The following is a 21,093-nucleotide window of genomic DNA, read 5'->3' on the forward strand; positions in this document are numbered from 1 at the left end:
GCACCAAGCGGACAGTGATGGAAACGTAGCGATCGGCAGCCTTCGCGGGTACCGGGGAATCCCTGCCTCATGACGCCGGTTTTTCACCGCCGCCCGCGTTACTCGCTTCGGTCGACGGAGCTGTTGGACCGCAGGTACATCAGCACCGCCCGCACCCGCCGGTGCACGCCCTCCGTGGCGTCGATCTGCAGCCGCTCCAGGATGCTCGTCACGTACGACTCGATGGTCTTGCTGCTCAGGTGCAGGCGGTCGGCGATCGCCCGGTTGGTCAGCCCCTGTGCCATCAGTGCCAGCACCTCCTGTTCCCGAACGGTCAGGCGGTCGATCCGGCCACCCCTCCGGCGCAGCGCCATCAGCTCCTCGACCAGAGCCGGATCGATGACCGCTCCGCCGTTCGCCACCTCGCGCAACGCGGCGACCACCTGCTCGACGTCGAGGATGCGCTCCTTGAGCAGGTATCCGACGCCGCCCCCACCCGAGTTGACGATCGCCAGCGCGTACTCCGTCTCGATGTGCATGGAGAGGACCAGCACCGCGATCCCCGGGTAGTCCCGCCGGATCCGCTCAGCGGCGACCAGACCCTCGGTGGTGTAGGTCGGTGGCATCCGGATGTCGACGATCACCGCGTCCGGCCGGTGTGCGGCCACCGCGTCCAGCAGCTCGCGGGCGTCGTTAACCGAGGCGAGCACGGTCATCGCGGCCTGCCGCAGGAGAGCTGACAAGCCCTCCCGGATCAGCACCGCATCGTCCGCTATGACGATCCGCACGGGATCACCGTCCGCAACGTCGTACCGATCCCGGGCCGGCTCTCCAGTTCGATCCGGCCACCGAGCGCCTCGGCGCGGCGGCTGAGATGGTGCAGGCCGCCCTCGCCGGTGAGGATCCGGGGCGAGCCGGAGCCGTCGTCGCACACCTCCAGGTGCAGGCAGTGCTGTTCCTTGCGCATCCGGATCACCACCGTCGAGGCGCCGCCGTGCCGAACCGCGTTGGTCAACGCCTCCGCCACGATGAAATAGGCGACCTCCGCCACCGCACGCGGAACCAGGCGGGGCCGCCCCTCGATCCGCACCGTCACCGGCGTGTTGGCGGTCAGCACGGCCAGCGCCTCGTGCAGTTCACGCCGGCTCAGTGCGGGCGGCCGCAGTCCCCGGCTCAGCAACCGCAACTCGGTCAGCGCCATGGCCAGCTCCGTGGCCGCCGTGTCCAGGTGGAAGTCGGCCTCGGCGGTGCCCCGCGCGGCCTTGCGCGCCATCTGTACCAGCAGTGTCGCGTTGATCAACCGCAGCTGCGCACCGTCGTGCAGGTCCCGTTCGATCTCGCTGCGCGCCCGGCTGCGGCCGTTCTGCGCCTCCTGCTCGTACCGGCGTTCCCAGAGTTCGGCATCGGCCTGCCAGCCCCGCGCGTTGGCGAGCAGGGCCAGCGGTGGGATCAGGATCTGCAGGATCACACCGGCCGCGTTGCCCACCAGCCAGGCCGCCTGCGTCGGAACGGTCAGCACCGGCACCAACGCGGCGGCACTCACCTGGAGACAGAGGAGCACACCCGGCAGGGCGACGATCCGCTGGGTGCGCTGCCACCGCCGGATCAGCTGGACGGCGAGCCAGACCGCCACCACCGAGACCACCAGCCGTGCGGCAAGCGGAAGGTACGGCTCGGCGTCCCAGCCCGGCGAGGGGAGGCAGGCCAGGCACGGGTCGATCGGGCTGGATGGCGCGAGTTGGCCGTCGACGATCAGCACCGGCAGGCCGCCGAGCGCGACCGTCAGCAGGAGGCGGTCCGATCGGGTACGCGTACGGCGGTGCGGCTGGGTGACCAGGATGACCACCAGAAGCGTCCAGATCAGCGGATGCGCGGCGGCGGCGATGCCGGTGCCCGTCACGCCGTGCAGCGGCCCGATGCTCCGCGCCAGCCAGATCATGGCGACGGCGAGGAACAGCGTGCCGGCCAGGAGGTTGGCGGCCGACCCGATCAGGATCATCCCGGCCGTGCCGTAGGAACCGACGAGAACCAGAGCTGTGGCGGCGAAGAGCGTGATCTCCGGATCACCGGACTGGATCACCCGCACCGCGGCGACCAGGCTCACACCCAACATCACACAGATCAGCAGTGCCACAGCAAAGCGCCGCAGTGCTTGACGCGCGTAGAGCCGGCTGACTCTGCCGTGCATCGGAAGCCACACCAATCGTTCCCCCCGTAGTCGGTGGCCGATGGGAGCTGACCGCTGGACGGCGATGGAACCGACAAGCGTTCACTCGGTGGTCGCGACGCGACTTCCGAAGACGATCAGTCCGTCCGGATCGGCCTACGCGATCGACAGCAATATATAGCACTTCCGATTAATCAGGTCTGCTAATTGCATAGGAGTTTTCGCAAAACTGGTCATTGCTGACTTACGGTCGTCGCGCTCACTCAAGCACGCGAACCGGACAGTTCATTCCCCCCATTGACTGTATAACCTATCAGTTTAGAAGGTAATTCTGTCCTATTCGGATCCACGGGTCGGCAGCCGCCGACATCCGCCCTGCTCCCACCCCATGGCATCGCGTCTCACCGCCTAGACCACCGCGTCGAGCCCCAGGCCACCCCATCGGCCGGTATCACGCCGGCGCGGTACCGAAGCCGGCCGGTTCAACACCCGCCCCCGCATCGGAAACCGGCCCAATCCGCGCCAAGGACGGCATCCCCGGCCCGCCTCGTCGCCCGCGACTCAGCGCCCGCGAAGTCGACGGAAAAGCCGCCGGGAAGCCGGCCCACTTGCGCATTACGACACTTCGGCAAACCGCTAGTTATCGCTACCGACCCGGCTCACGGGCAGCGGTACAGAAAAACAGCTGCATAAGTAATCCCTAATGCCGACATGCACATACTTCCGAACCGGATGGCACAAATGCTCCCGAGCCGGAGGGGCAGCAACCCGAAGGACCTGCTCGACGTCGGTACCGACGGCGACTACTGCTGCCCCACGCCGCGCGCGGTGGCTTCCCGCATCACGGGGGGGACGACAACGCCGGCGCCCAGACGGCTTCGTCGGGACGTGCATGGACCGAGGTCGCGGGCCGACCGCTCCCGGCGCGGACGACAAGGCGGTCCTGAACTACGTTTCCGCAGTTCAGGACCGCCTCTGGTCTGGCGTTCCCGAGGGACTCGACCCCCCCCACTACTTCTCCGAAGCGGCAGCCGGCGCCGGGTGGTTCAGAGATGCCCGGCGCTGCCGACCGCGACCATCGCTACCGGCCGCCGAAGATCCCGCCGAACTGGGAGGTGAAGCTGCTCAGGTTGACGCTGCCGCCACCGTTGTAGTTACCCGCGCCGATCTGGGTGTTGCCGACGTTGTTCAGCACGATCTGGTTGGTCACGGAGATCTGCACCAGGTTCTGAAGGTTCAAGCCGCCGCCCCGAGGTGCGAACTGCTGACTCTGCCGGTACGGGGCGAACGACCGGCCCTGGTTGCTCGGGCCCTGATGCGAGTAGCTGCAGCAGTTCCTCGCCGAAGCGCTGGGCGCGGCGCTCGCGGGGCCCGCGAGTGCCAGGCTCGCGCCTGCGGCGATCATCAGGCCAGCCGGGTAGAGAACCGTACGACGCATGACTTTTCCTTCCAAACCCCGCGATGCGAAAGCAGCGGTGGGTGAGCCCTGATACCAGACCATTACATCTATGTCTTTAAAACACATTCGGGATGAAGCTCTCAGAAGTTGCCCCGCACTCGGCCGGCCGGTGGCTCGCACCAGCGTGACCGCGACCGCGACGGCTTGATAGATATCCGGAGCGGGTCACGCGCACCGAACATCTCCGTCGTGTCTGGACACTCGAACCGGTCCGGCGACGGCACTTGCACGAGTTCGTGCCCGAACCGCGACCGGCCAGGTGATGCCTGACCGGTCGCGTTCCGACTACCAGCCGTTGCTGATGCCACCGAACTGGGAGGTGTAGTTGCTCGATCCGGCGCTGCCGCCACCGTTGAAGTTGATCAGACCGAGCTGCGGGTTTCCGACGTTGTTCAGCGTCGTCTGGTTGGTGTAGTTGCTCTGGCCCAGGTACTGGTAGTTGGAGGACGAGTAGGACGGGTAGCTGCAGCAGAACGAGGCCGTCGTGCTGGGCGCCGCGGCGGCGGGCCCGGCGAAGAGGAGGCTCGCGCCTCCGGCGATCATCAGGCCGGCGGTGTAAAGGACAGAACGACGCATGAGATTCCTTTCAAAGTGGCGGCTTGGAAGCACCGCCGAACACGATTCTGGGCCAACAACCTGCAGAAACGCCACATTTGAGGACATTCGGGAGAAAGTTGACCCGCCAGTGGGACGTGAAGACCGCAACGGCATGCTCACATTCCACCTCCCCTGGAAGACACGCCCGCGGCCAGCGGGAGCACCCTGAGGCCCCGGCCAACACGCGATTTCTCACACCTGGCGAGCAGGTGCGGCGCCTGCCGCGAACGTCCCGGCCAGCCGGGCCATCACCCCGCCGGGGGGGCCGTGGCAGCCCCGCGACCTCTACGGCCACCTATGTCCGGGCGCCTTCAGGCCATCGACGACTGTCGCGCCGACACGACTCCCGATGGGCGCCGCGATCCGGCCACGTGTACGCCACGAGGCCGCGAGGCCGCGGAGCCGATACGCGGAGCAAGCGCTCCACCGGGAACGCCCTCGGGTCCACAGTGGGATGTCGAGCGTCGGGCTGCCCACCCGTACGTACAATCAATGTCCTAATCGGCCTGACGCCCACGTCGTCGCCCTGCGCCGGAACGGTTTTCCTCGCGCCGGAGATCCATGACCGTCAGCGCTGATCGGTCGGTCGGATCACCAGGGCTGCAGGATCTCGCAGGAGATCAGGGTGTCGGCGGGCTTCCTGATGCAGGTGTCGTCGTCGGCGCCACCGTAGAGGGTGTTGACGCCGTAGCCGGTGTGCAGGATGTCGTTGCCGGCCTCGCCGTAGATCTTGTTGTCGCCGTCCCCGCCGTCGAGCAGGTCGTTGCCGGATCCGCCGAGAATGACGTCGCCGCCGCCGAAACCGTCGATCTCGTTGGCGGCCGCGTTGCCGACCAGGCGGTCGTTGCCGGCGCCGCCCATGAGGATCTCGATGTCGGAACCGACGGTGTCGTGCTCACCGGCAGCCCCGTCGTCCCTGGACGCGCCGTCCAGGTCCACGCTGACCGCCTTGGTGTAACCCGAGTAGTTGACGGAGTCCCGCCCCGAACCGCCGAGGAGGATGTCCGCGCCGGCGTCGCCGAAGAAGACGTCGTTGCCGGCGCCGCCCTCGACACGGTCCGCCCCGTTGGAGCCGTAGAGAAAGTCGTTGCCGTTGCCGCCGTACAAGCGGTCGTTGCCGTCGCCGCTGAGGAGGGTGTCGTTGCCGTTGCCGCCGAGGAGGGTGTCGTTGCCCGAACGGTCGGGAGTGTCGATGCAGTCGCCGTCGCCGTACAACTGGTCGTTGCCGTCACCGGCGGAGACGTAGTCGGAGCCCTCGCCGGCATCGATCACGTCGTTGCCGGCGCCGCCGTAGATCTTGTCGTTGCCGGGCGACGTGTCGCACACGTCGTCGCCGTTGAGAACGTCGCTCTTGGGGCCGCCGACGAGCTTGTCGCTGCCGGAGCCACCCGTGGCGTTCATCCTCAGGTCGCTCTTGTTGACGACCGAGTCGTTGCGGTCGTACGTCTTGACGAAGATCACGGTGGGCGTCTTCGTGGTCGTGCAGCGGACCCTGGTCTTGTCGCCCTTGACCTGCTTGCATCCCTTGCCGGGCCGGATGGCGACCCGGTCGTCGATGGTCACGGTGCGCCCGGACCGGGTGATGACGACCTTGTTCTGGGCCTTGTAGTCGGCGGCGAAGGAGACCTTCGTGGCGCCCGCTGTCGCGTAGCCCCAGCTTGCCGCGGCGGCTGGGCTGGCGACCGATCCGGCGGCGATGACGGTCAGAACGACGAGGCCGGCCCGCAGCGGGCCGAACTGGTATGGCATCGAGAGAGCTCCCGGTTGGCGATTGCGCCGCAGTCTAGATGGCAAAGGATCTATGAGCGACCCCGTCCGCCGGTGACCGCGACAGGCAGTCCATCAAGGATTCCGGGAGTGCGGGGTGACCACGCACCGACGTGGTCTCGACAACACCCTGCGATCAGGACTGCGCCGCATCGAAGCCCGCCGAGCGGAAGGCGGCAAGGTCGGCCACGAGCTTGCCGTCGTCAAGCTCAGCCAGATCGATCCCGGCCACCACGGCATGCAGTCGGGTCAACTCCTCCGGATGGGTGGCCCAATATTCCGCAGGAGTCCGGCGTACGACGGCGGACAGCAGGTCTCCCGGGTAGTAGTCACCCTCGGCGAGTGGATCATGCTCCAGCACCGCGAGGGCCTCGGGCACCAACACCGGCACGCCCACTTGCTGGCCGAGCATGATCCTCAGATCCTCGACATCCAGCTTGCCGATCGGTTTGCGTCGCAACTGGTGGACCGTGGTGATGAGCCTGGTCGCATCAGCCGGAGCGTCGCCCCAAGCATCACCCTCGAGCTCTTCGAGCGATTGCTCCCGTGCGTCGGTCATGGCACCTCCCCCTCTATTCGGAGACGCGAGGCAGAAACTGTTCAGAATGGTCCAGCAGACGGCTGGCCTCGCCCAGCTCATCCTGCGCAGCCGAACGCTGCTCGTCAGGCAATCGACTATCCGCGATCAAGCGTTTCAGTTGGCGGATCCGATACGACGTTGAGAGGAACCCCCACAACGGCACCTGCGCCGGTCGCGTCGAGAGCCACGCCGAAGCCTTCGCCTCCGGAGCTCAGAAGCATCAGTCCTGACCGGGAGCCGCCTGCGCGACCGCCTGGTCGTATTCCTGCTTGGCCTGGCTGGTGCGGCCTTCAGCCTCCTCCCAGAGGCGGATCGCTTCTCCGGCCTGCTTCTGCGCCCACTCCAGCACGTCGGCGTAGGTTGACAGCGCGTCGGCCGCGGTCCGTAGCGAGTTGGCCGCGTCGAACCACTTGTTGGGTTCGTAGCTGAACTTCTCGCGGAAAGTGTCGCCGGATCTACCTGTCCACGCGCCGGTGTCGATGTCGATCAAGCCGTTGCCCACTGATTCAGCGCTGACCGCACGGACTCGAAGCGAACCTACGTCGGCAAGGATCGTGACAGGAGCGCCCGGAACGAGGTCCGTCGCGCTCTGCGTCTCACCGAGCTCAGCCATCGGTGACCCGCGTTCCCGGGTCACCCCGGAGACTTGCCGCATTGACGTTGTCGACAGCCCGATAGGCCGTCGCCGCTCGACCGAGGATGTCGCCGACCTTTTTCGCGTCCTCCACCAGCACGTCGAGTCCGTCGTTCCAACGGTCGCAGAAGTGCTTCATCGCCCGGTGGACACTGACCTCTCCGTAGGCCTCCGGCCCGGCGCAGACGTCTTTGAGCCGGTGTTTCTCCTGATCATTGACGCTACGCGTTATGCCGCCGCTGGCCTGTTCCAGCGACTCGATGTCGACATGAAATCCAGGACCATCCATGAGTTTCATCCTGCACGACCGGCAGCTACCGTCGCCTGACAGAAATCAGTCGAACGATCGCCGAATTTCACATCAGGCGAAGCTCAGCCGAAGGCGAGCCGGTGCGCTCGCGGGGTCGTGCCGCGCTTGCCTGCGAAGTGGTGCCGCAGCGTGTCCGCGCTGCCGAAACCCGCCCGGGCCGCCACCGCGTCCACCGTCAGATCGCTGCTCTCCAGCAACAACTCCGCGCGCTGCAGCCGCTGCTCCAGCAGCCAGCGATGGGGTGTCGTGCCGGTGGTGGCGCGGAAGTGCCGGGCGAAACTGCGCCCCGACATGCTGGCCCGCGCCGCCAGCCGGTCGACGGTCAGCGGCTGGTCCAGGTGCAGCAGCGCCCAGTCGAGCACCTCGGCGAGCCCGGCCGGCTGCGGCGGGAGCGGGCGTTCGACGTACTGCGCCTGGCCGCCCTCGCGGTGGGCCGGCACCACCATCCGCCGGGCCACCGCGTTGGCCGTTTCGGTGCCGTGCAGGCGGCGGACCAGGTGCAGGCTCGCGTCGATCCCGGCGGCCGCGCCGGCGCTGGTGATGATGTCGCCCTCGTCGACGTAGAGCACGTCCTCGGCGATGACGACGTCGGGATGGCGCTTGCGCAACAGGGCGGTGGCCTGCCAGTGGGTGGTCGCCCGGCGGCCGCTGAGCAGCCCGGCTCCGGCCAGCGCGAACGCGCCGGTGCAGATCGCCAGCAGGGTCGCCCCGTTGCGGTGCGCCGCGCGCAGGGCCTCGGCCAGCGCCGGTGTCAGGTCGGCGTCCTCGTCGGGCCAGGCCGGGATCGCCACCACGTCGGCGGCGACGACGCGGTCCAGCCCGTACGGCACGTGGACGTCGAAGCCGGACGTGGTCGGGACCGGGCCGGGGTGTTCACCGCAGACCGCGAAGTCGTAGGCGGGCAGGCCCTCGGCGCTGCGGTCCAGCCCGAACACCTGGGCGAGGATGCCGAGCTCGAACGCGGCGGCGCGACGGCCGACGACGGCGGCCACACGGACGGTTGGCGGGATGTTCCGGGACCCTGGCATTCCTGCCACTATGGCATGCCGCGCACGTCGACCAGGGTGATGGCATGAACCTCACGAACTCCGCACTCGTCGCCTCCCCACCGGCCACCGGCGTCCAGCGCTGGGCCGGCGCTCCGACCGCGGTCCTGGACTCCGACGGGTCGGTGCTCCTGGCGTACCGGAAAAGGGGTGACGGTGACACGCTCGTCCTGGCCCGCTCCCGCGACGGCGTCGCGTTCCACACGATCGCGGAACTCAGCGCGGCTCGGCTCGGTGCCGACGCGGTCGAACGCGCCGCGCTCGTCTTCACCGGTGCGGTCTGGCGGCTCTACGTCTCGTTCGCTCCGCGCGGCGGCGGGCCGTGGCGGATCGGTCTGCTCGAGGCGGTGGAGCCGGAGCACTTCACGCCGGGGCCGCTGCGGGAGATCAACATCGGCGGCCCGCTGGAGACCGTCAAGGATCCGATCATTCACCGTACGACGCGGGGCTGGTCCGCGTGGATCTGCGTGCACCCGCTGGACGTGCCCGGCGCCGACGACCGGATGTTCACCACGCACTGGACCTCGCCGGACGGGCTGACCTGGGCGTCGCACGGGGTGGTGCTCGCCGCCCGCGAAGGTCACTGGGACGCCCGGGGCGCGCGCCTGACCTGCGTCCTGCCGGACGGGTCGGGCTATTACGACGGGCGGCGCAACCGGGCGGAGAACTGGTTCGAACGCTGTGGCCGCTTCGTTCCGGACGGCGCCGGGCCGGGTCTGACCGCGGTCGGCACGGAGCCGGTGGCGGACGTGCGCTACCTCGACATCCTGACCCTGCCGAACGGCGACCGGCGGGCATACTTCGAGGCGCGCCGCCCCGACGGGGCACACGAACTGCGCACCACGCTGCTCACCTGACGGCCAGCTGGTGGCCCCAGGTCAGACGCAGCGCCGGGATCGTCCAGTGTTCCCGGACCGGGCGGAGCCGTTGCCGGGCCGCCCGGTGCACGGCGGCGGCGGCCTCCGCACGCATCCGGTCGCGGTCCGTGACGGCGGTTCGGATGTCGTGCCAGGCGGCCCGCTCCACGACGGTGGCCTGCTGGTGACACCGCTGCCGATGCTCCGCGACCGCCCGGAGCAGAACCAGTTCCTGCTCCACCGGGTGCAGTCGCGGGTCCCAGCCACCCCGGCCGGCCAGCGCCGCGGCGAGTGCGGCAGTCGGCAGGTCACCGCGCTGCACCGCGTCGCGCACGGTCCGGTGCAGGAACCGCTCCCGCTCCGCGTACTCGGTCGGGGTCCGCGCGGACCACGGCGCGGTGAACGCCGCCGCGGCACGGGCCCGGGCCACGTCCTGCTCCGCGGCCTGCCAGGTCAGCCAGGTGTCCCCGGCGTGCTGCCCGGACTCGCGCCAGAGCTCCTGGCGGTACCGGACCGCCGCGTCCGCCCGTACCGATGAAGCTTTGACCTCATCGGCGAACCGCACCGCCGCGGCGGCCTCGCGCCGGGCCTGTTCCCGCGCCTCGAGGTGACACCGCAGCACATCCACGACCGCCATCACCAGCTGCCCCGGCCGGTGCACGGCCTGCGGGCTCGCCAGCAGCATCGCCGCGGGGAACGCCGCCACCATCAACATCATCCAGACGATCACCGGGGTCATCGAGTCGGCCAGCAGCAGCTGCGGCACAAAGTTCACCGTCGAAATTCCTAACAGAAGATGCGAAAAAAGGGGGGCGGCCGACTCACGGCCGTCAAAAAAAGCTTTTGGTACGACGGAAGCGCGCTCAGGCGGCGGTGACCGGCGGCGCACGAGCGCCACCGACCGAAGCGGTGTTCTGCGCCGTCAAAATCCGCGCACGATCCGCGACCACCACGGCGGTCACGGTGTCACTCACCCGCTCAGCGGGGAGACTGCGCCACCATCCGGCGACAGCCCGCAGAATCGCGACAAGAACGGGCAGGCAGCGGCTGAACACACCGCGCACCACATCCTTGATCACGTCGTACACGCTACGCAGCGGCGATCACCCCACCCCGCCGACGCGCGCAGCCCCACCGGGTGATCTACGACTGGCCGGCCCGGATGTAGGCGTTGCTGCGCTTCACCGCGTACATCTGGGTGTCGGCGTGTGCCAGCAGCGCCTCCGCCTCGACCGGGCCGTTGCCGAGAGCGACGCCGATGCTCGCGCCGATGCGTACCCGATGATCCTGGAGGTCGAAAGGTCTCCGCATGTCGGCCATCAGCCGGGCGGCCCGCTCGTGCACCGCGGACGTGTCGATGTCGCCGGTGAGCGCAGCGGCGAATTCGTCGCCGCCGATCCTGGCCAGCACGTCCGACGGGCGAAGGCCGGCCGCGAGCCGGGTGGCGGCGGCGATCAGCAGCTCGTCCCCGGTGGCGTGGCCGTAGGTGTCGTTCACCGCTTTGAAGCCGTCCAGATCGATGAAGAACACGGCCACCGGCGCGTTCGGTGACACCGAAGCGAGCGAGCGCAACAGTTCCGGGCGGTTGGGCAGTCCGGTGAGGGCGTCATGGGCCGCGGCGTGCGCCAGCCGATCCTGGTGCGCGCGCCGCTCGCTGACGTCGCGCTGGTTCGACACGATGCCCTGGACCGCGGCGTCGTCGAACGCGTTGCGCAGGGTGACCTCATGCCAGCGCCAGGTCCCGTCGTGGTGACGGGAGCGCAACTCCAGCCGTGTCTGACTGTTCGCCCCGGCGGACGTGACCTCGGCCAGCGCGGTCCGGGCCCGGTGCTGATCGTCCGGGTGGAAGAGGTCGAGGTAGTCGGAGTTCAGGAGATCGCCGGCGGCCCAGCCGCTCACCTGCAGCACGGCGTCGCTGATGTGGGTGAGCCGGCCGCCGTCGTCGATGATGACCACCACGTCGGAGGAGTTCCGGACGAGCGCGCGATAGCGCTGCTCGGCCCGTTGCACGGCGAGCGCGGCCTGCTCGCCGCGGGCCGCGCTCAGGCCCAGGTTGCTGAGGCCGAAGATCGACATGACCAGGCTCAGCGCGGCGGCGACGTGGGAGTACTCGGGCGGGATGACGGATCCGGCCAGGCCCAGCTGGACGGCCGTCTCGCTGACCACTGTCGCCATCGCGGTGATCAAAGCGGCGGGACGCCACGTGCGGGAGCCGGACCAGCCGATGTGCACCACGGCGATCAACATGGCGCAGGCCGGGAGGAGGAAGCCCCACCCGGCCACCAGCAGCGTCGTTCCGATCAAGGTGGTCGCGTAGCTCAGCCGGAGGACCGGCCGGGTGTGCGCGTGTCCCCCGCCCACCCGGCGCTGCCAGTTCTCGTCCCCGCTGGCCCCGAAGAGCGTGCCCAGCGCCGCGATCAGCAGCGGCGATCCGAGAACCGCGCCGTGCCGGTGCGCCCAGACCATCAGGCCGTAGATCAGGGCAAAGAGCAGGGGAATGCCGAACAGCAGCGGAACGACGTTCGTCGTGGTGCGCGCGCCCAACCCCCGCGTCTGCTCTCCCGCCTTCGCAGGCATGACACGCTCCTGTCACCTCGCCGGTCCCAAGGTGATCAGGCATCCGCTGCGGAACCCTAGGGGTGTTGCCGACAAGTGCGATCGGACGTCCGGGGCGCGATCTGAGGAGTACCGGCCAGTTGACCCCGCCTCACCACCAGGCGGCCGCGGTCAGGATGCGTTCCAGGGCCGTGCCGGCCGCCTCGGCGAGCACGGACAGCAGCGCGGTCTGCTCGGCGGTGGCACGGTGCGGAACCGCCCAATACGCGCCGATCGCTCCGAGTGGCGCGGATTTCCGGATGGGCACCATCACCAGGCTCCGCACGAAGGTGGGCCGATAGGCCAGCTGGGGAATCCGTTCGTCGATCCGGATGTCCGGGATCACCGCGGCGCACCGGTTCATCATCGCCCAGCCGCTTATGCACTCCGAGACCGGAAACCGCTGTCCCCGCCACAACGGGCTGATCGCGTCCTCATCGGCATAAAAGCACTGGTCGCCGTCGAGCAGCACGATCGTGGCGCCGTGCGAATCGGCGAGCGCACGGGCACACGTTCGCACCAATTGCTGCACCCGCCGCAGGGTGTTCGCCCCCACCAATTCCTGAACCGTTTCGTCGAGCACCATCGTCTTGGACCGCATGCCTTGCCTTCCGACTTTCCACAGCGGGCGCCCGGTCTATTGAGGCGGCAGAACGGCGGGCCGGCCCGCTCGCCGGATTCCCCGTGAAGCCGGCGAGGCGTGATGCTTCGCGGCGTTGTTTCGGTACATGAGCTTCGGCGGCGGCGCGTCCGGTTCCGACCGGCGCGCAGGGGGTTCGACGGCCGTGCGGTCGGTGCGGTGCCCGCTCAAAATCTCTACTGTCCGATCCTGATCGGCTCGCACCGGCACCGCGCGCCCCTCCGGCACGGCATGCACCACGGCGGCCGGCGGCGGTGCGGGCCGGTCGACCGGCCGCGGAAGATCAAGATCAAGATCCTTTTCGGTACGGCGGGGACGGGCCGCGGCCGCACGCCACACGAACAGCAGGATCGCCGCCGCGTGCAGGACGGCGAGACTGCGGGCGACACCGGTGGACCAGCCGGGCAGGATGACGGCACGGCCGAGCAGCCAGTAGCCGATCAGGGCGAGTGCCGGGATGCCCGCGAACGCGAGCCACCGGCTGGTTGCGGTGCTCCGCAGCGGCGGGCGTCGCACAGGCGTGATATCGATGACCATGCTCCTCAGAGGCGATCGGCGGCTAGCCTACGTAGCCGCCTAAGAAAGAACCGTAATCGTGTTTGGCTCTTTCGGTAATCGCTCGCCCGGGGGGTCATCCGAAAATCTGCCCGCCCGGTGGACGCCAGCGCGCCGCCTCGCATCGACGATGCGGGACGGCGCGCGTTTCGCCGAGTAGGCGTGTTCTATCGCCAGGTGCCCTGCTTGCGGGCGGTGCGGATGAAGTAGTAGGCGGCGGCCCCGCCGACCAGCACCGCCCAGATGCTCGCCTCGGGGCCGAAGCCGCCACCGCTGAAGAACGCCGGGCCGTGCGGCGTGCCGCTGAACAGACCGCCGACCGTGGTGTCAGAACCGGAGACGGTGGCGCCGAAGATGCCCGACTCGGCGAAGTTCCAGCCCAGGTGGATACCGATCGGCAGCCACAGGCTCCGGGTGGCGACGTACGCGGCGCCGGCCAGCAGACCGCCCTCGATGGCGATCGCCAGCGCTCCCCAGAAGGCGGTGGGGTCGTTGATCAGGTGCAGGCCGCCGAAGATCAGCGCGGAGACGACCAACGCGATCGTGCTGCCCCAACGCTCCTCGACGATGCGGAACAGCACGCCACGGAAGAGGAGCTCCTCGATGGTGGCGACGCCGAGCATCATCCCGAACGTGGCGATCATGTCCCCGAACGAGCCGCCGTGCAGCCGGTAGCCGTTGCACATGAAGATCAGTGCCAGCGTGGCGCAGAACAGACCGATACCGATCAGCGTGCCGCGAATCAGTTGCGGTCGCATCGTGGTGCGGTCGATCTCCGGCGTACGGCGTTCCTCGAGCCAGGAGACCAACTTCGCATAGGCGACCAGCACGATCGCCATCACCGCCACCCCGGCGAGAAGACCGGTGACCGGGTTCTTCGCGGCGGTGGTCAGCAGCGGCGTGAAGAGCGCCTCGAACACCACAAAAACGACGAGCAGGAACGCCAGGCGGGCACCGAGCGGGCGCAACCAGCGGGGCGGACCGGAACGGACGGGCGAGGCCGGCGCGGTCTCGTTGCTCATCGTTATCTCCTCTGTGAGCTGCGGGAACGTCCCGCTTCAACGAGGAGAACACTATGGATTTCCGCCGCCGCGGTAGTCACCCCGAGGTAAGCAATCGGCATCCCCCGGCCGGGGGATGCCTCGTGCAGATCGCCGGTGACGGCCCGGCCTGCGCTTGTGCGTCGGCCCCGCGCTGACGCGCGCCGAGCGGGGCCGCGCCTGTGCCATCCACGCGGTCCCCCGCGGTCAGCTGACCCCGGCCTGCCCCGCCGTCAGCCGCGGATGAGGGAGGTGGGTGCGGGTCATGAGAGGATTTGGGCATGGGAAATCAGCGTGTGACCGGCAGCATCGATACGCGGGTCTCCCTCGCCAAGGATCAGAAGACCGCTCCGACGACGCTTTTTGAGCTTGCCTCCGACCCCTCGGCTCTGGTTCGGGCGGCTGTCGCCGCGCGGCCGGACGCTCCGGCCGAGGCGCTGCGGCCGCTCGCACGCGACCGGGACCGGAACGTGCGGGAAGTGGTCGCGAAGAACCCCGCCTCCTCGCAGGGGAACCTGCTGCGCCTGCTCGGTGACGCGGACCGGTGGGTGCGCTGGGCGGTCGCGGCCAACCCGTCGGTGGACGCCCGGATCCGCCACGTCATGGCGAACGCTCAGGATAAGGAACTCCGTGGCCTGGCCGCCGAGATGACCCTGCTCGAGCCCGACCTGGCGGCGCTCCTGATCAAGGATGCCTCTCCCGAGGTCCGGGAGCGGCTGGCCAGCCACACCACGGATCCGGACGTCATCGTGGCGCTGCTGCAGGACCGGACCGTACGCGTACGAAAAGGTCTTGCGGTCAATCGGTGGACCAGCGCCGAACAACGGCATCAGCTGGCGCAGGACTCCTCGCCCGACGTGCGCGCGGTGCTGGTGCGGGCACTGGAGCTGGCCGAGGAGGATCTTCAGGACCTGCTCGACGACCGGTCGGTGGACGTGCGGCGCTCGATGGCCACCTCCTCGGTCGTTCCGGAGCACATCCGGCAGGAGCTGGAGAACGACGCCGACGAGTCGGTGGCCGAGGACGCCCGGCGGTACCGCGGCGAGTCGAAGCCGGCACAGGACAAGCCAGCACCGGAGACGGCTGCCACCCCGCGGGCCGGACACCGCAGGGCGGTCAGCACGCGCTTCCCGGGCAAGCCCACCCGCTAGGGCGGGCCGCTTACGGTCGCCGCCCGTGAGGAGCGGCGACCGATTCGTGGTCAGCGTTCGCAGTTGACCTTGACGTCCAGCTTCTTCGCGAGGCACTGGTCGCCGCCGGCGCCGTTGGCACCGCCGTCGAGCCGGTCGGCCGCGTTGGCGCCCTCGTCGGCACCCTGCAGGACGTCGTCGCCGGCGTCGCCGTACAGCTTGTCGCGGCCGGTCCCGCCCTCCAGGCGGTCGTCGCCGGACCCGCCGTGGATGGTGTCGTTACCGCCCCGGCCGCCCGCGATGTTGTTGGCGGCGTTGTTGCCGGTGAGCCGGTCGCTCTTCGAACCGCCGTAGAGGTTCTCGACGTCGGCGCCGACGGTGTCGTGCTCGCCGGACTGCCCGTCGTCGCGGCTCGCACCGTCCAGGTCGACGGTGAGCGGCGCGTCGCTGGTGCTGTAGTCCACGGCGTCGATGCCGGGACCGCCCAACAGGACGTCCGCCGCCACACACGGCCCGATCGCGCTGCCCATGTAGCAGTCGTCGCCCTGGAGCGTGTCCTCGCCGTATCCGCCGTCGAGGCGGTCCCGGCCCGGTCCGCCGAAGAGGATGTCGGACCCGCCGTCGCCATAGAGCTGGTCGTTGCCGGCTTCGCCCCAGATCGTGTCGCCGCCGCTGTCACCGTGCAGGATGTCGTTCCCGGAGTACTTGCTCCCCGCGTCCATCACGACGTCGTCGCCGTCACCGCCGTGGACGAGGTCGTTGCCTTCGGAGCCGTCGAGGTTATCGTTGCCACCCTGGCCGTAGAGCTTGTCGGTCCCCATGCCACCGAGGATGTAGTCGCCGCGCGATCCGCCGTAGACCCGGTCGTTGCCGGTGCCGCTGTCCGCGCTCATCCGTACGTCGGTGTTGTTGACGATCGAGTCGTTGCGGTCGTAGGTGTAGACGCGGACCCGGGTCGGCGCCTTCCCGGTGGTGCAGCGGACCTTCGACGAGTTGACCTTCTTGCAGCCCTTGCCCGCCTTGACCGCGACCACGTCGTCGATCGTGACGGTGTTCCCGAGCCGGGTGATCACGAGTTTGTTCTGCTTGCCGGTCGCCGCCTTGTACTGCACCTTCGTGCCCCCGTAGACGGAGGCGACACCGGTCGCGGCGGCTTGCGCCGGGCCGGCCAGCAGGCCGACGGCACAGGTCGTGGTGAGTAGTGCCAGACCGGCGAGCGCCGGCCGGATGATGCGTGCCATGGATCCTCCCCAGGGATCCGGCGGTCTCTATGCCGCGCGGTGGCGACATCATAGGACGGTACGGTTACGGCCCGCCGAGATAGGGTGCCGCTATGTCAGCCGGGACGCACACTGTGGACACTCGTGACGGCATCGCCCAAGGGGTGATCGTGATGACCGTCTTCAGCCTGGCCTGGGTCGTCCTCGCGGCCACCGCCGCGCCGTCCACAGCGGCCACGATCGGACTGGCGGTGCTGGGCGTGGCGGTCACCGCCGCGGTGGCGGTCACCGGGCTGCGACTGGCCGCCCGGTCAGCGGCCCGCGGCACCACCCGCCGGGTCTCGGCGAGTTCGCGGACGGTGTTCGGCCTGGTCAACCTCGGTCAGACGGTGCTCATCCTGGTCGCGGTGTTCGGTTTGACGAAGGCGGGTCACCCCGGCCTGATCCCGGCCGCGGTCTGCTTCGTGGTGGGGTTGCACTTCCTCCCGCTGGCCCGGGTCTTCGACGTCCGTACCTATTGGCTCACCGGTGCCCTGCTGGTCGCGGTCGCCGCGGTGGGCGCGATCTTCTTCGCGTACGACGCGGACGCCGCCCTGGTGCGCGCGGTGGTCGGCCTCCCGGCAGCCGTCACCCTGTGGCTCACCTCGCTGCTTGTCGCCCGGCGGGGCTGAAGCCGGAGAATCGGGGCGGCGGGATGACAACCGGACGATCGCCCGGTCCCGTCTGAGGTGTGATGACCCGACGGAAGGGTGACACCATGAGCGATGGCACCGATGCGGAGTACATCGAGTACGTGACAGCGCGAATACCCGCGCTGCGCCGGCTCGCGTACCTGCTCGCCGGCGACGAGCACCGCGCCGACGACCTCGTTCAGCAGACCATCACCACGCTGTATGTGAAGTGGCGGCGGGCGAGTGCCGCCAGCAACCTCGACGCGTACGTGCGCACCATGCTGGTCCGTACCTATGTCGACGAGCGCCGGCTGGCGTGGGCCCGGGTCCGGCTGTTCCGGCAGGCACCGGAGCCGCCACCGGTGGAGCACGGCGGTGTCGAGGAACGCCAGGTGGTCCGGGCGGCGCTGCTCCGGCTGCCACGCCGGCAGCAGGCCGTGCTGGTGCTCCGGTTCTTCTACGACCTGTCGGTCGACGACGTCGCCGCGTCGCTCGGCTGTTCCACCGGCACGGTCAAGAGTCACACCTCTCGCGGGCTAGCCACGCTGCGACGCCTGCTCGGCGAGCGCGAACTGGCCGCCACCAGCTGAAGCCCGGCCGGGCGGAACCCCTTGCCGCCGAGCTCAGCCCACCAGAACCGATGCGATCGAGGAGCAGTCATGCCGTCCGATTTCGATCTTCTGCGCCCTCTCGACACTGAGCCCGGCGCGCCCTCCACCGTGGATGTCCAGCGGGCGATCCTCAACGCGCGCCGCCGGAAGGTGCGCCGGAGCGCCGCCTACTCCGGTGCCGCCGCCCTGACCGTGGTCGCGGTCGCCGGCGTCTCGGTGGCCGGCGGGATGTTCCACCGGAGCCCGCCCAGCAGTACCGCCGGCCCGAAGGCGAGCACCTCCGCGTCGGCCAAGCCGAAACCGAAACCCGCCTACACGATCCCCGGCACACCCGGCTGGACCGCGCCGGCCGCGACCGCGCCGACCAGTTGCACGGTGGAGCAGCTGCCCCTCCCTGGCGGCGCGCCGCAGGCCCTGATCGGCGGGGCCGACCCGAACGGGACCTATTTCGTCGGTCGGTCCTACCCGAAGGGCGGCGGGTACCAGGCGGTCCTCTGGCACGACGGCAAGGCCACGACGGTGCCGCTGCCCGGTGACTCCGAGGAGCAGCTGACCGACGTCAACACCACGGGCACCGCGGTGGGCTGGAGCTATCACGGGAACGCGGCGCTCCCCTACGCCTTCAAGAACGGCAAGGTGTACCCGCTGGCCGGGGTGAAGGCCGGCTCGGCGTACGCGATCAACGACGCCGGCGCGATCGTCGGCGACGACGACACCCACGCGCTGCTCTGGACGTCGGTGACGGCGAAAGCGATCCGGCTGCCACTGCCGGCCGGGGCGAAAACGGCCACCGCGCGCGACATCGACGAGGACGGCACGGTGGTCGGCACGATCGACAACGCCACGCCGTACGTGTGGCTCGCGGACGGCACCCACCACGCGCTGAAGATCCCCGACCTGGGCACCGGGAAGAAGATCGAGGCTCGGGTCTTCCAGGTTCGCGGCGGCTGGGCGACCGGGATGGCGAACGAGCCCCTGGCCAAGCGTGGCCAGGCGGCGCCCGGCGACGGCCAGGCGGTCCTCTGGAACCTGCGGACCGGGACGGTCGCCCAGCAGGCGGGCCTCGACATGTACGCGGACGGGGTGAACGCGCAGGGCTGGCAGGTCGGTGTCGGCAGCAAGGGTCGGGCCGTGCTGCTCGCCGGCGGCGCCCCGGTGACGCTACCGGGGATCGCCGACCGTCCGGCGGGCCAGCTGCACGAGATCCCCAAGACGCTCAGCGACGACGGCCGGGTGATCAGTGGCCAGTCCGACGACGAGAGCGACGTGATCAAGGCAGTCGTCTGGCGCTGCGCATAGAGCGGACCGCGATCAAGGCGCGCTGCCAGTAACGGGGGAGGGGGCCGGTTCGGCGCCGGGCCGGCCCCTTCGCGATGCGCCGTCACGAGGCGCTGAGTGCCTCGGTCGGGGTGAGCCGGGCCGCCCGCATCGCCGGGTAGACGCCGGCCACCACCCCGACCAGCAGCGCCCCGCTCAGACCGGCGGCCGCGGCCCAGACCGGCACCACCGGCGGCCAGCCCTGCCAGCTCGCGTACCCGAGGGTGGCGGCCACCCCGAGCACCGTCCCGGCCCCGCCACCCAGCGCGGACAGGATGATCGACTCGGTCAGGAACTGCAGCCGGATCTGCCCCCGAGGGGCGCCCAGCGCCCGGCGCAGCCCGATCTCGCGGCGCCGTTCGAGCACCGAGATCACCATCGTGTTGGCCACTCCGACGCCGCCGACCAGCAGCGACACCCCGGCCAGGCCGAGCAGCAGCGCGCTGAAGGCGCTGTCCGCGGTCCGTTTCGCGGCCAGCGCGTCGGACGGCCGGCTCACCCGGACCAGCCCCGGCAGTTGCGGGCTGACCGTGGCCGGCAGCACCGCCCGGACCTGTTCCAGGGCGGCTTCCCGGCAGCGAACGTAGATCACCGTCGGGTGGCCGTCGAACCCGAGCAGCGCGCCGGCCGCGTCCCAGCCGACGAGCACCGACTGGTCCAGGTCCGGGGCGAGCGGCACCGACGCCAGGACACCGGTCACGCTGAACCAGCGGTTGCCGATGCTGAGCTGCGGCGCGGGCCCGTCGGCCGGCAACCGGTCGTAGCCGAGCCGGGCGGCCGCCTCGGCCCCCAGCACCACGGTCGGGAACCGCGAGCCGGCCGCGGTGAGGAAACTGCCCGAGCGCATCCGCCCGTTCACCGCGGCCAGCAGGTCGGTACGACTGGCCAGCACGGTCAGGCCGGACCCGTCATACGGATCGATCAGGTCCGACCGGCGCACCACCGAGTGCACGTTGGCGACCGCGCTGACCTGGGTGACCGGCCCGATCCGGGCGGCCATCGCCACCGACTCGAGAGGCAGCGGCACGGTCTTGTCCCCGGTGCTCTGCGGCTGCACCCGCAGCAGGTTGCTGCCGAGCGCGGCGAGCCGATCGGCGACCGCCTGCCGCCCGGACGCCGGGATCCCGGCCACCACGACCATGGTGGCGATACCGATCGCGATGCCCAGCGCGGAGAGCACAGCCCGCAGCTTCCGGGTCCGCAACCCGACCACCCCGAGCCGCCACAGGTCACCGGGGTGCATGGGAGCCATCAACGTCCTCCACGATCCGGCCGTCCCGGATGGTGATCCGGCGGGGCAGGCGGGCTGCCACGTCACGGTCGTGGGTGATCACCGCGATCGTTGCCCCTTCCGCGTTCAGCCTGGTCAGCAGGCCCAGCACGGCCTCCCCCGTCGCCGAGTCCAGCGCACCCGTCGGCTCGTCGGCCAGCACCAGCGCGGGGGCGCCGGCCACCGCACGGGCGATCGCGACCCGCTGCTTCTCGCCGCCGGAGAGTTGGTGCGGCCGGTGTTCGCGGCGGTGGCTCAGCCCGACCCGGTCCAGCGCCTCCTCGGCCAGCGCCCGTCGGCGACGGACCGGCACCCCGGCGTGCAGCAGCCCGGTGGCCACGTTCTCGGCCGCGCTCAGCCCGTCGATCAAATGGAACTGCTGGAAGACGAAACCGATCCGGCGGCCGCGCACCTCGGCGAGCCGGCGGTCGGAGAGCGTGGTGACGTCCCGCCCCTCGACCTCCACCGTGCCGCTGGTGGGCAGGTCGAGGGTGCCCATCACGTGCAGCAGGGTGGACTTCCCGGAACCGGACGGCCCGACGATCGCGGCCAGCTCACCCGGCGCCAGGCTCAGCGAGACCCGGTCCAGCGCGATCACCCCACCCGGATAGACCCGGCTGACATCCCGGATCAACAGCACCGGAACCG

General features: G+C 69.8%; 23 protein-coding genes. 5 read left to right on the plus strand and 18 right to left on the minus strand.

The features are described from left to right. Window positions 1-98: 98 nt before the first annotated feature. From Apa02nite_RS25200 to Apa02nite_RS25240, 9 genes are all read right to left on the minus strand, one after another. Entirely contained in the window at window positions 99-767 is a 669-nt protein-coding gene (locus Apa02nite_RS25200; RefSeq protein WP_203827176.1) for a response regulator transcription factor, read from the minus strand. Continuing rightward, window positions 752-2,083, minus strand: a complete 1,332-nt coding sequence (locus Apa02nite_RS25205) for a sensor histidine kinase (RefSeq protein WP_203827177.1) — start codon at window positions 2,081-2,083, stop codon at window positions 752-754. The genes Apa02nite_RS25200 and Apa02nite_RS25205 overlap by 16 nt, the downstream gene beginning before the upstream one ends. Window positions 2,084-3,227: 1,144 nt before the next feature. Further along, on the minus strand, window positions 3,228-3,584 hold the full coding sequence (locus Apa02nite_RS25210) for a hypothetical protein (RefSeq protein ID WP_157441428.1): 357 nt from the start codon (window positions 3,582-3,584) through the stop codon (window positions 3,228-3,230). Between the two features lie 306 nt (window positions 3,585-3,890). Further along, window positions 3,891-4,181, minus strand: coding sequence for a hypothetical protein (locus Apa02nite_RS25215; RefSeq protein ID WP_203827178.1), 291 nt, complete (start codon window positions 4,179-4,181; stop codon window positions 3,891-3,893). Between the two features lie 612 nt (window positions 4,182-4,793). After that, entirely contained in the window at window positions 4,794-5,951 is a 1,158-nt protein-coding gene (locus Apa02nite_RS25220) for a calcium-binding protein (protein WP_203827179.1), read from the minus strand. A 154-nt stretch (window positions 5,952-6,105) separates the two neighbouring features. Then, window positions 6,106-6,528 (minus strand): contact-dependent growth inhibition system immunity protein, encoded by a 423-nt coding sequence (locus tag Apa02nite_RS25225; RefSeq protein WP_203827180.1) that lies wholly within the window; start codon window positions 6,526-6,528, stop codon window positions 6,106-6,108. Between the two features lie 241 nt (window positions 6,529-6,769). Continuing rightward, the gene (locus tag Apa02nite_RS52405; RefSeq protein ID WP_373873046.1) at window positions 6,770-7,204 is read right to left on the minus strand and encodes a putative T7SS-secreted protein; all 435 of its coding nucleotides are present in this window, start codon (window positions 7,202-7,204) and stop codon (window positions 6,770-6,772) included. Next, window positions 7,155-7,472: a WXG100 family type VII secretion target gene (locus tag Apa02nite_RS25235; protein ID WP_203827182.1), complete on the minus strand. Its 318-nt coding sequence runs from the start codon at window positions 7,470-7,472 to the stop codon at window positions 7,155-7,157. Before Apa02nite_RS25235 ends, Apa02nite_RS52405 begins: the two co-directional genes overlap by 50 nt. 83 nt (window positions 7,473-7,555) lie before the next feature. Continuing rightward, window positions 7,556-8,521, minus strand: coding sequence for a helix-turn-helix domain-containing protein (locus Apa02nite_RS25240; RefSeq protein ID WP_203827183.1), 966 nt, complete (start codon window positions 8,519-8,521; stop codon window positions 7,556-7,558). A 44-nt stretch (window positions 8,522-8,565) separates the two neighbouring features. On the opposite strand from Apa02nite_RS25240, the gene Apa02nite_RS25245 reads away from it, so the two are divergent. Then, on the plus strand, window positions 8,566-9,396 hold the full coding sequence (locus tag Apa02nite_RS25245; protein WP_203827184.1) for a hypothetical protein: 831 nt from the start codon (window positions 8,566-8,568) through the stop codon (window positions 9,394-9,396). On the opposite strand, the gene Apa02nite_RS25250 is transcribed toward Apa02nite_RS25245, so the two are convergent. From Apa02nite_RS25250 to Apa02nite_RS25275, 6 genes are all read right to left on the minus strand, one after another. Beyond that, window positions 9,389-10,171, minus strand: a complete 783-nt coding sequence (locus Apa02nite_RS25250; protein WP_203827185.1) for a hypothetical protein — start codon at window positions 10,169-10,171, stop codon at window positions 9,389-9,391. The genes Apa02nite_RS25245 and Apa02nite_RS25250 overlap by 8 nt on opposite strands. An 88-nt stretch (window positions 10,172-10,259) precedes the next feature. Then, window positions 10,260-10,484, minus strand: a complete 225-nt coding sequence (locus Apa02nite_RS25255) for a hypothetical protein (RefSeq protein WP_203827186.1) — start codon at window positions 10,482-10,484, stop codon at window positions 10,260-10,262. Between the two features lie 55 nt (window positions 10,485-10,539). Continuing rightward, window positions 10,540-11,973 (minus strand): sensor domain-containing diguanylate cyclase, encoded by a 1,434-nt coding sequence (locus tag Apa02nite_RS25260; protein ID WP_203827187.1) that lies wholly within the window; start codon window positions 11,971-11,973, stop codon window positions 10,540-10,542. Between the two features lie 130 nt (window positions 11,974-12,103). Then, complete coding sequence (locus Apa02nite_RS25265; RefSeq protein ID WP_203827188.1) at window positions 12,104-12,592, minus strand: GAF domain-containing protein; 489 nt, start codon at window positions 12,590-12,592, stop codon at window positions 12,104-12,106. A 36-nt stretch (window positions 12,593-12,628) separates the two neighbouring features. After that, on the minus strand, window positions 12,629-13,147 hold the full coding sequence (locus Apa02nite_RS25270) for a hypothetical protein (RefSeq protein WP_203827189.1): 519 nt from the start codon (window positions 13,145-13,147) through the stop codon (window positions 12,629-12,631). A gap of 206 nt (window positions 13,148-13,353) precedes the next feature. Continuing rightward, on the minus strand, window positions 13,354-14,208 hold the full coding sequence (locus Apa02nite_RS25275) for a CPBP family intramembrane glutamic endopeptidase (protein ID WP_203827190.1): 855 nt from the start codon (window positions 14,206-14,208) through the stop codon (window positions 13,354-13,356). Window positions 14,209-14,507: 299 nt separating this feature from the next. Here Apa02nite_RS25275 and Apa02nite_RS25280 point away from each other — a divergent pair, with 299 nt between their 5' ends. After that, window positions 14,508-15,377, plus strand: coding sequence for a hypothetical protein (locus Apa02nite_RS25280; protein ID WP_203827191.1), 870 nt, complete (start codon window positions 14,508-14,510; stop codon window positions 15,375-15,377). A gap of 50 nt (window positions 15,378-15,427) precedes the next feature. Here Apa02nite_RS25280 and Apa02nite_RS25285 read toward each other — a convergent pair whose 3' ends face one another. Further along, window positions 15,428-16,597 (minus strand): calcium-binding protein, encoded by a 1,170-nt coding sequence (locus tag Apa02nite_RS25285; RefSeq protein WP_203827192.1) that lies wholly within the window; start codon window positions 16,595-16,597, stop codon window positions 15,428-15,430. A 92-nt stretch (window positions 16,598-16,689) separates the two neighbouring features. Here Apa02nite_RS25285 and Apa02nite_RS25290 point away from each other — a divergent pair, with 92 nt between their 5' ends. The 3 genes from Apa02nite_RS25290 (at window position 16,690) to Apa02nite_RS25300 (ending at window position 19,157) form a co-directional block, all read left to right on the plus strand. Further along, window positions 16,690-17,247 carry a hypothetical protein gene (locus Apa02nite_RS25290; RefSeq protein ID WP_203827193.1) on the plus strand — a complete coding sequence of 186 codons (558 nt, stop codon included), beginning with the start codon at window positions 16,690-16,692 and terminating at the stop codon, window positions 17,245-17,247. Between the two features lie 86 nt (window positions 17,248-17,333). Continuing rightward, window positions 17,334-17,837 (plus strand): SigE family RNA polymerase sigma factor, encoded by a 504-nt coding sequence (locus Apa02nite_RS25295; protein ID WP_067691793.1) that lies wholly within the window; start codon window positions 17,334-17,336, stop codon window positions 17,835-17,837. A gap of 69 nt (window positions 17,838-17,906) precedes the next feature. Next, window positions 17,907-19,157 carry a hypothetical protein gene (locus Apa02nite_RS25300; RefSeq protein ID WP_203827194.1) on the plus strand — a complete coding sequence of 417 codons (1,251 nt, stop codon included), beginning with the start codon at window positions 17,907-17,909 and terminating at the stop codon, window positions 19,155-19,157. Window positions 19,158-19,239: 82 nt separating this feature from the next. Here the strand turns inward: Apa02nite_RS25300 and Apa02nite_RS25305 are convergent, their stop codons facing one another. Both Apa02nite_RS25305 and Apa02nite_RS25310 read right to left on the minus strand, forming a co-directional pair. Continuing rightward, window positions 19,240-20,427, minus strand: a complete 1,188-nt coding sequence (locus Apa02nite_RS25305) for an ABC transporter permease (protein WP_203827195.1) — start codon at window positions 20,425-20,427, stop codon at window positions 19,240-19,242. Continuing rightward, the gene (locus Apa02nite_RS25310) at window positions 20,405-21,085 is read right to left on the minus strand and encodes an ABC transporter ATP-binding protein (RefSeq protein WP_203827220.1); all 681 of its coding nucleotides are present in this window, start codon (window positions 21,083-21,085) and stop codon (window positions 20,405-20,407) included. Before Apa02nite_RS25310 ends, Apa02nite_RS25305 begins: the two co-directional genes overlap by 23 nt. Window positions 21,086-21,093 lie beyond the last annotated feature (8 nt).

It is taken from the genome of Actinoplanes palleronii (assembly GCF_016862315.1).
GTDB lineage: Bacteria > Actinomycetota > Actinomycetes > Mycobacteriales > Micromonosporaceae > Actinoplanes > Actinoplanes palleronii.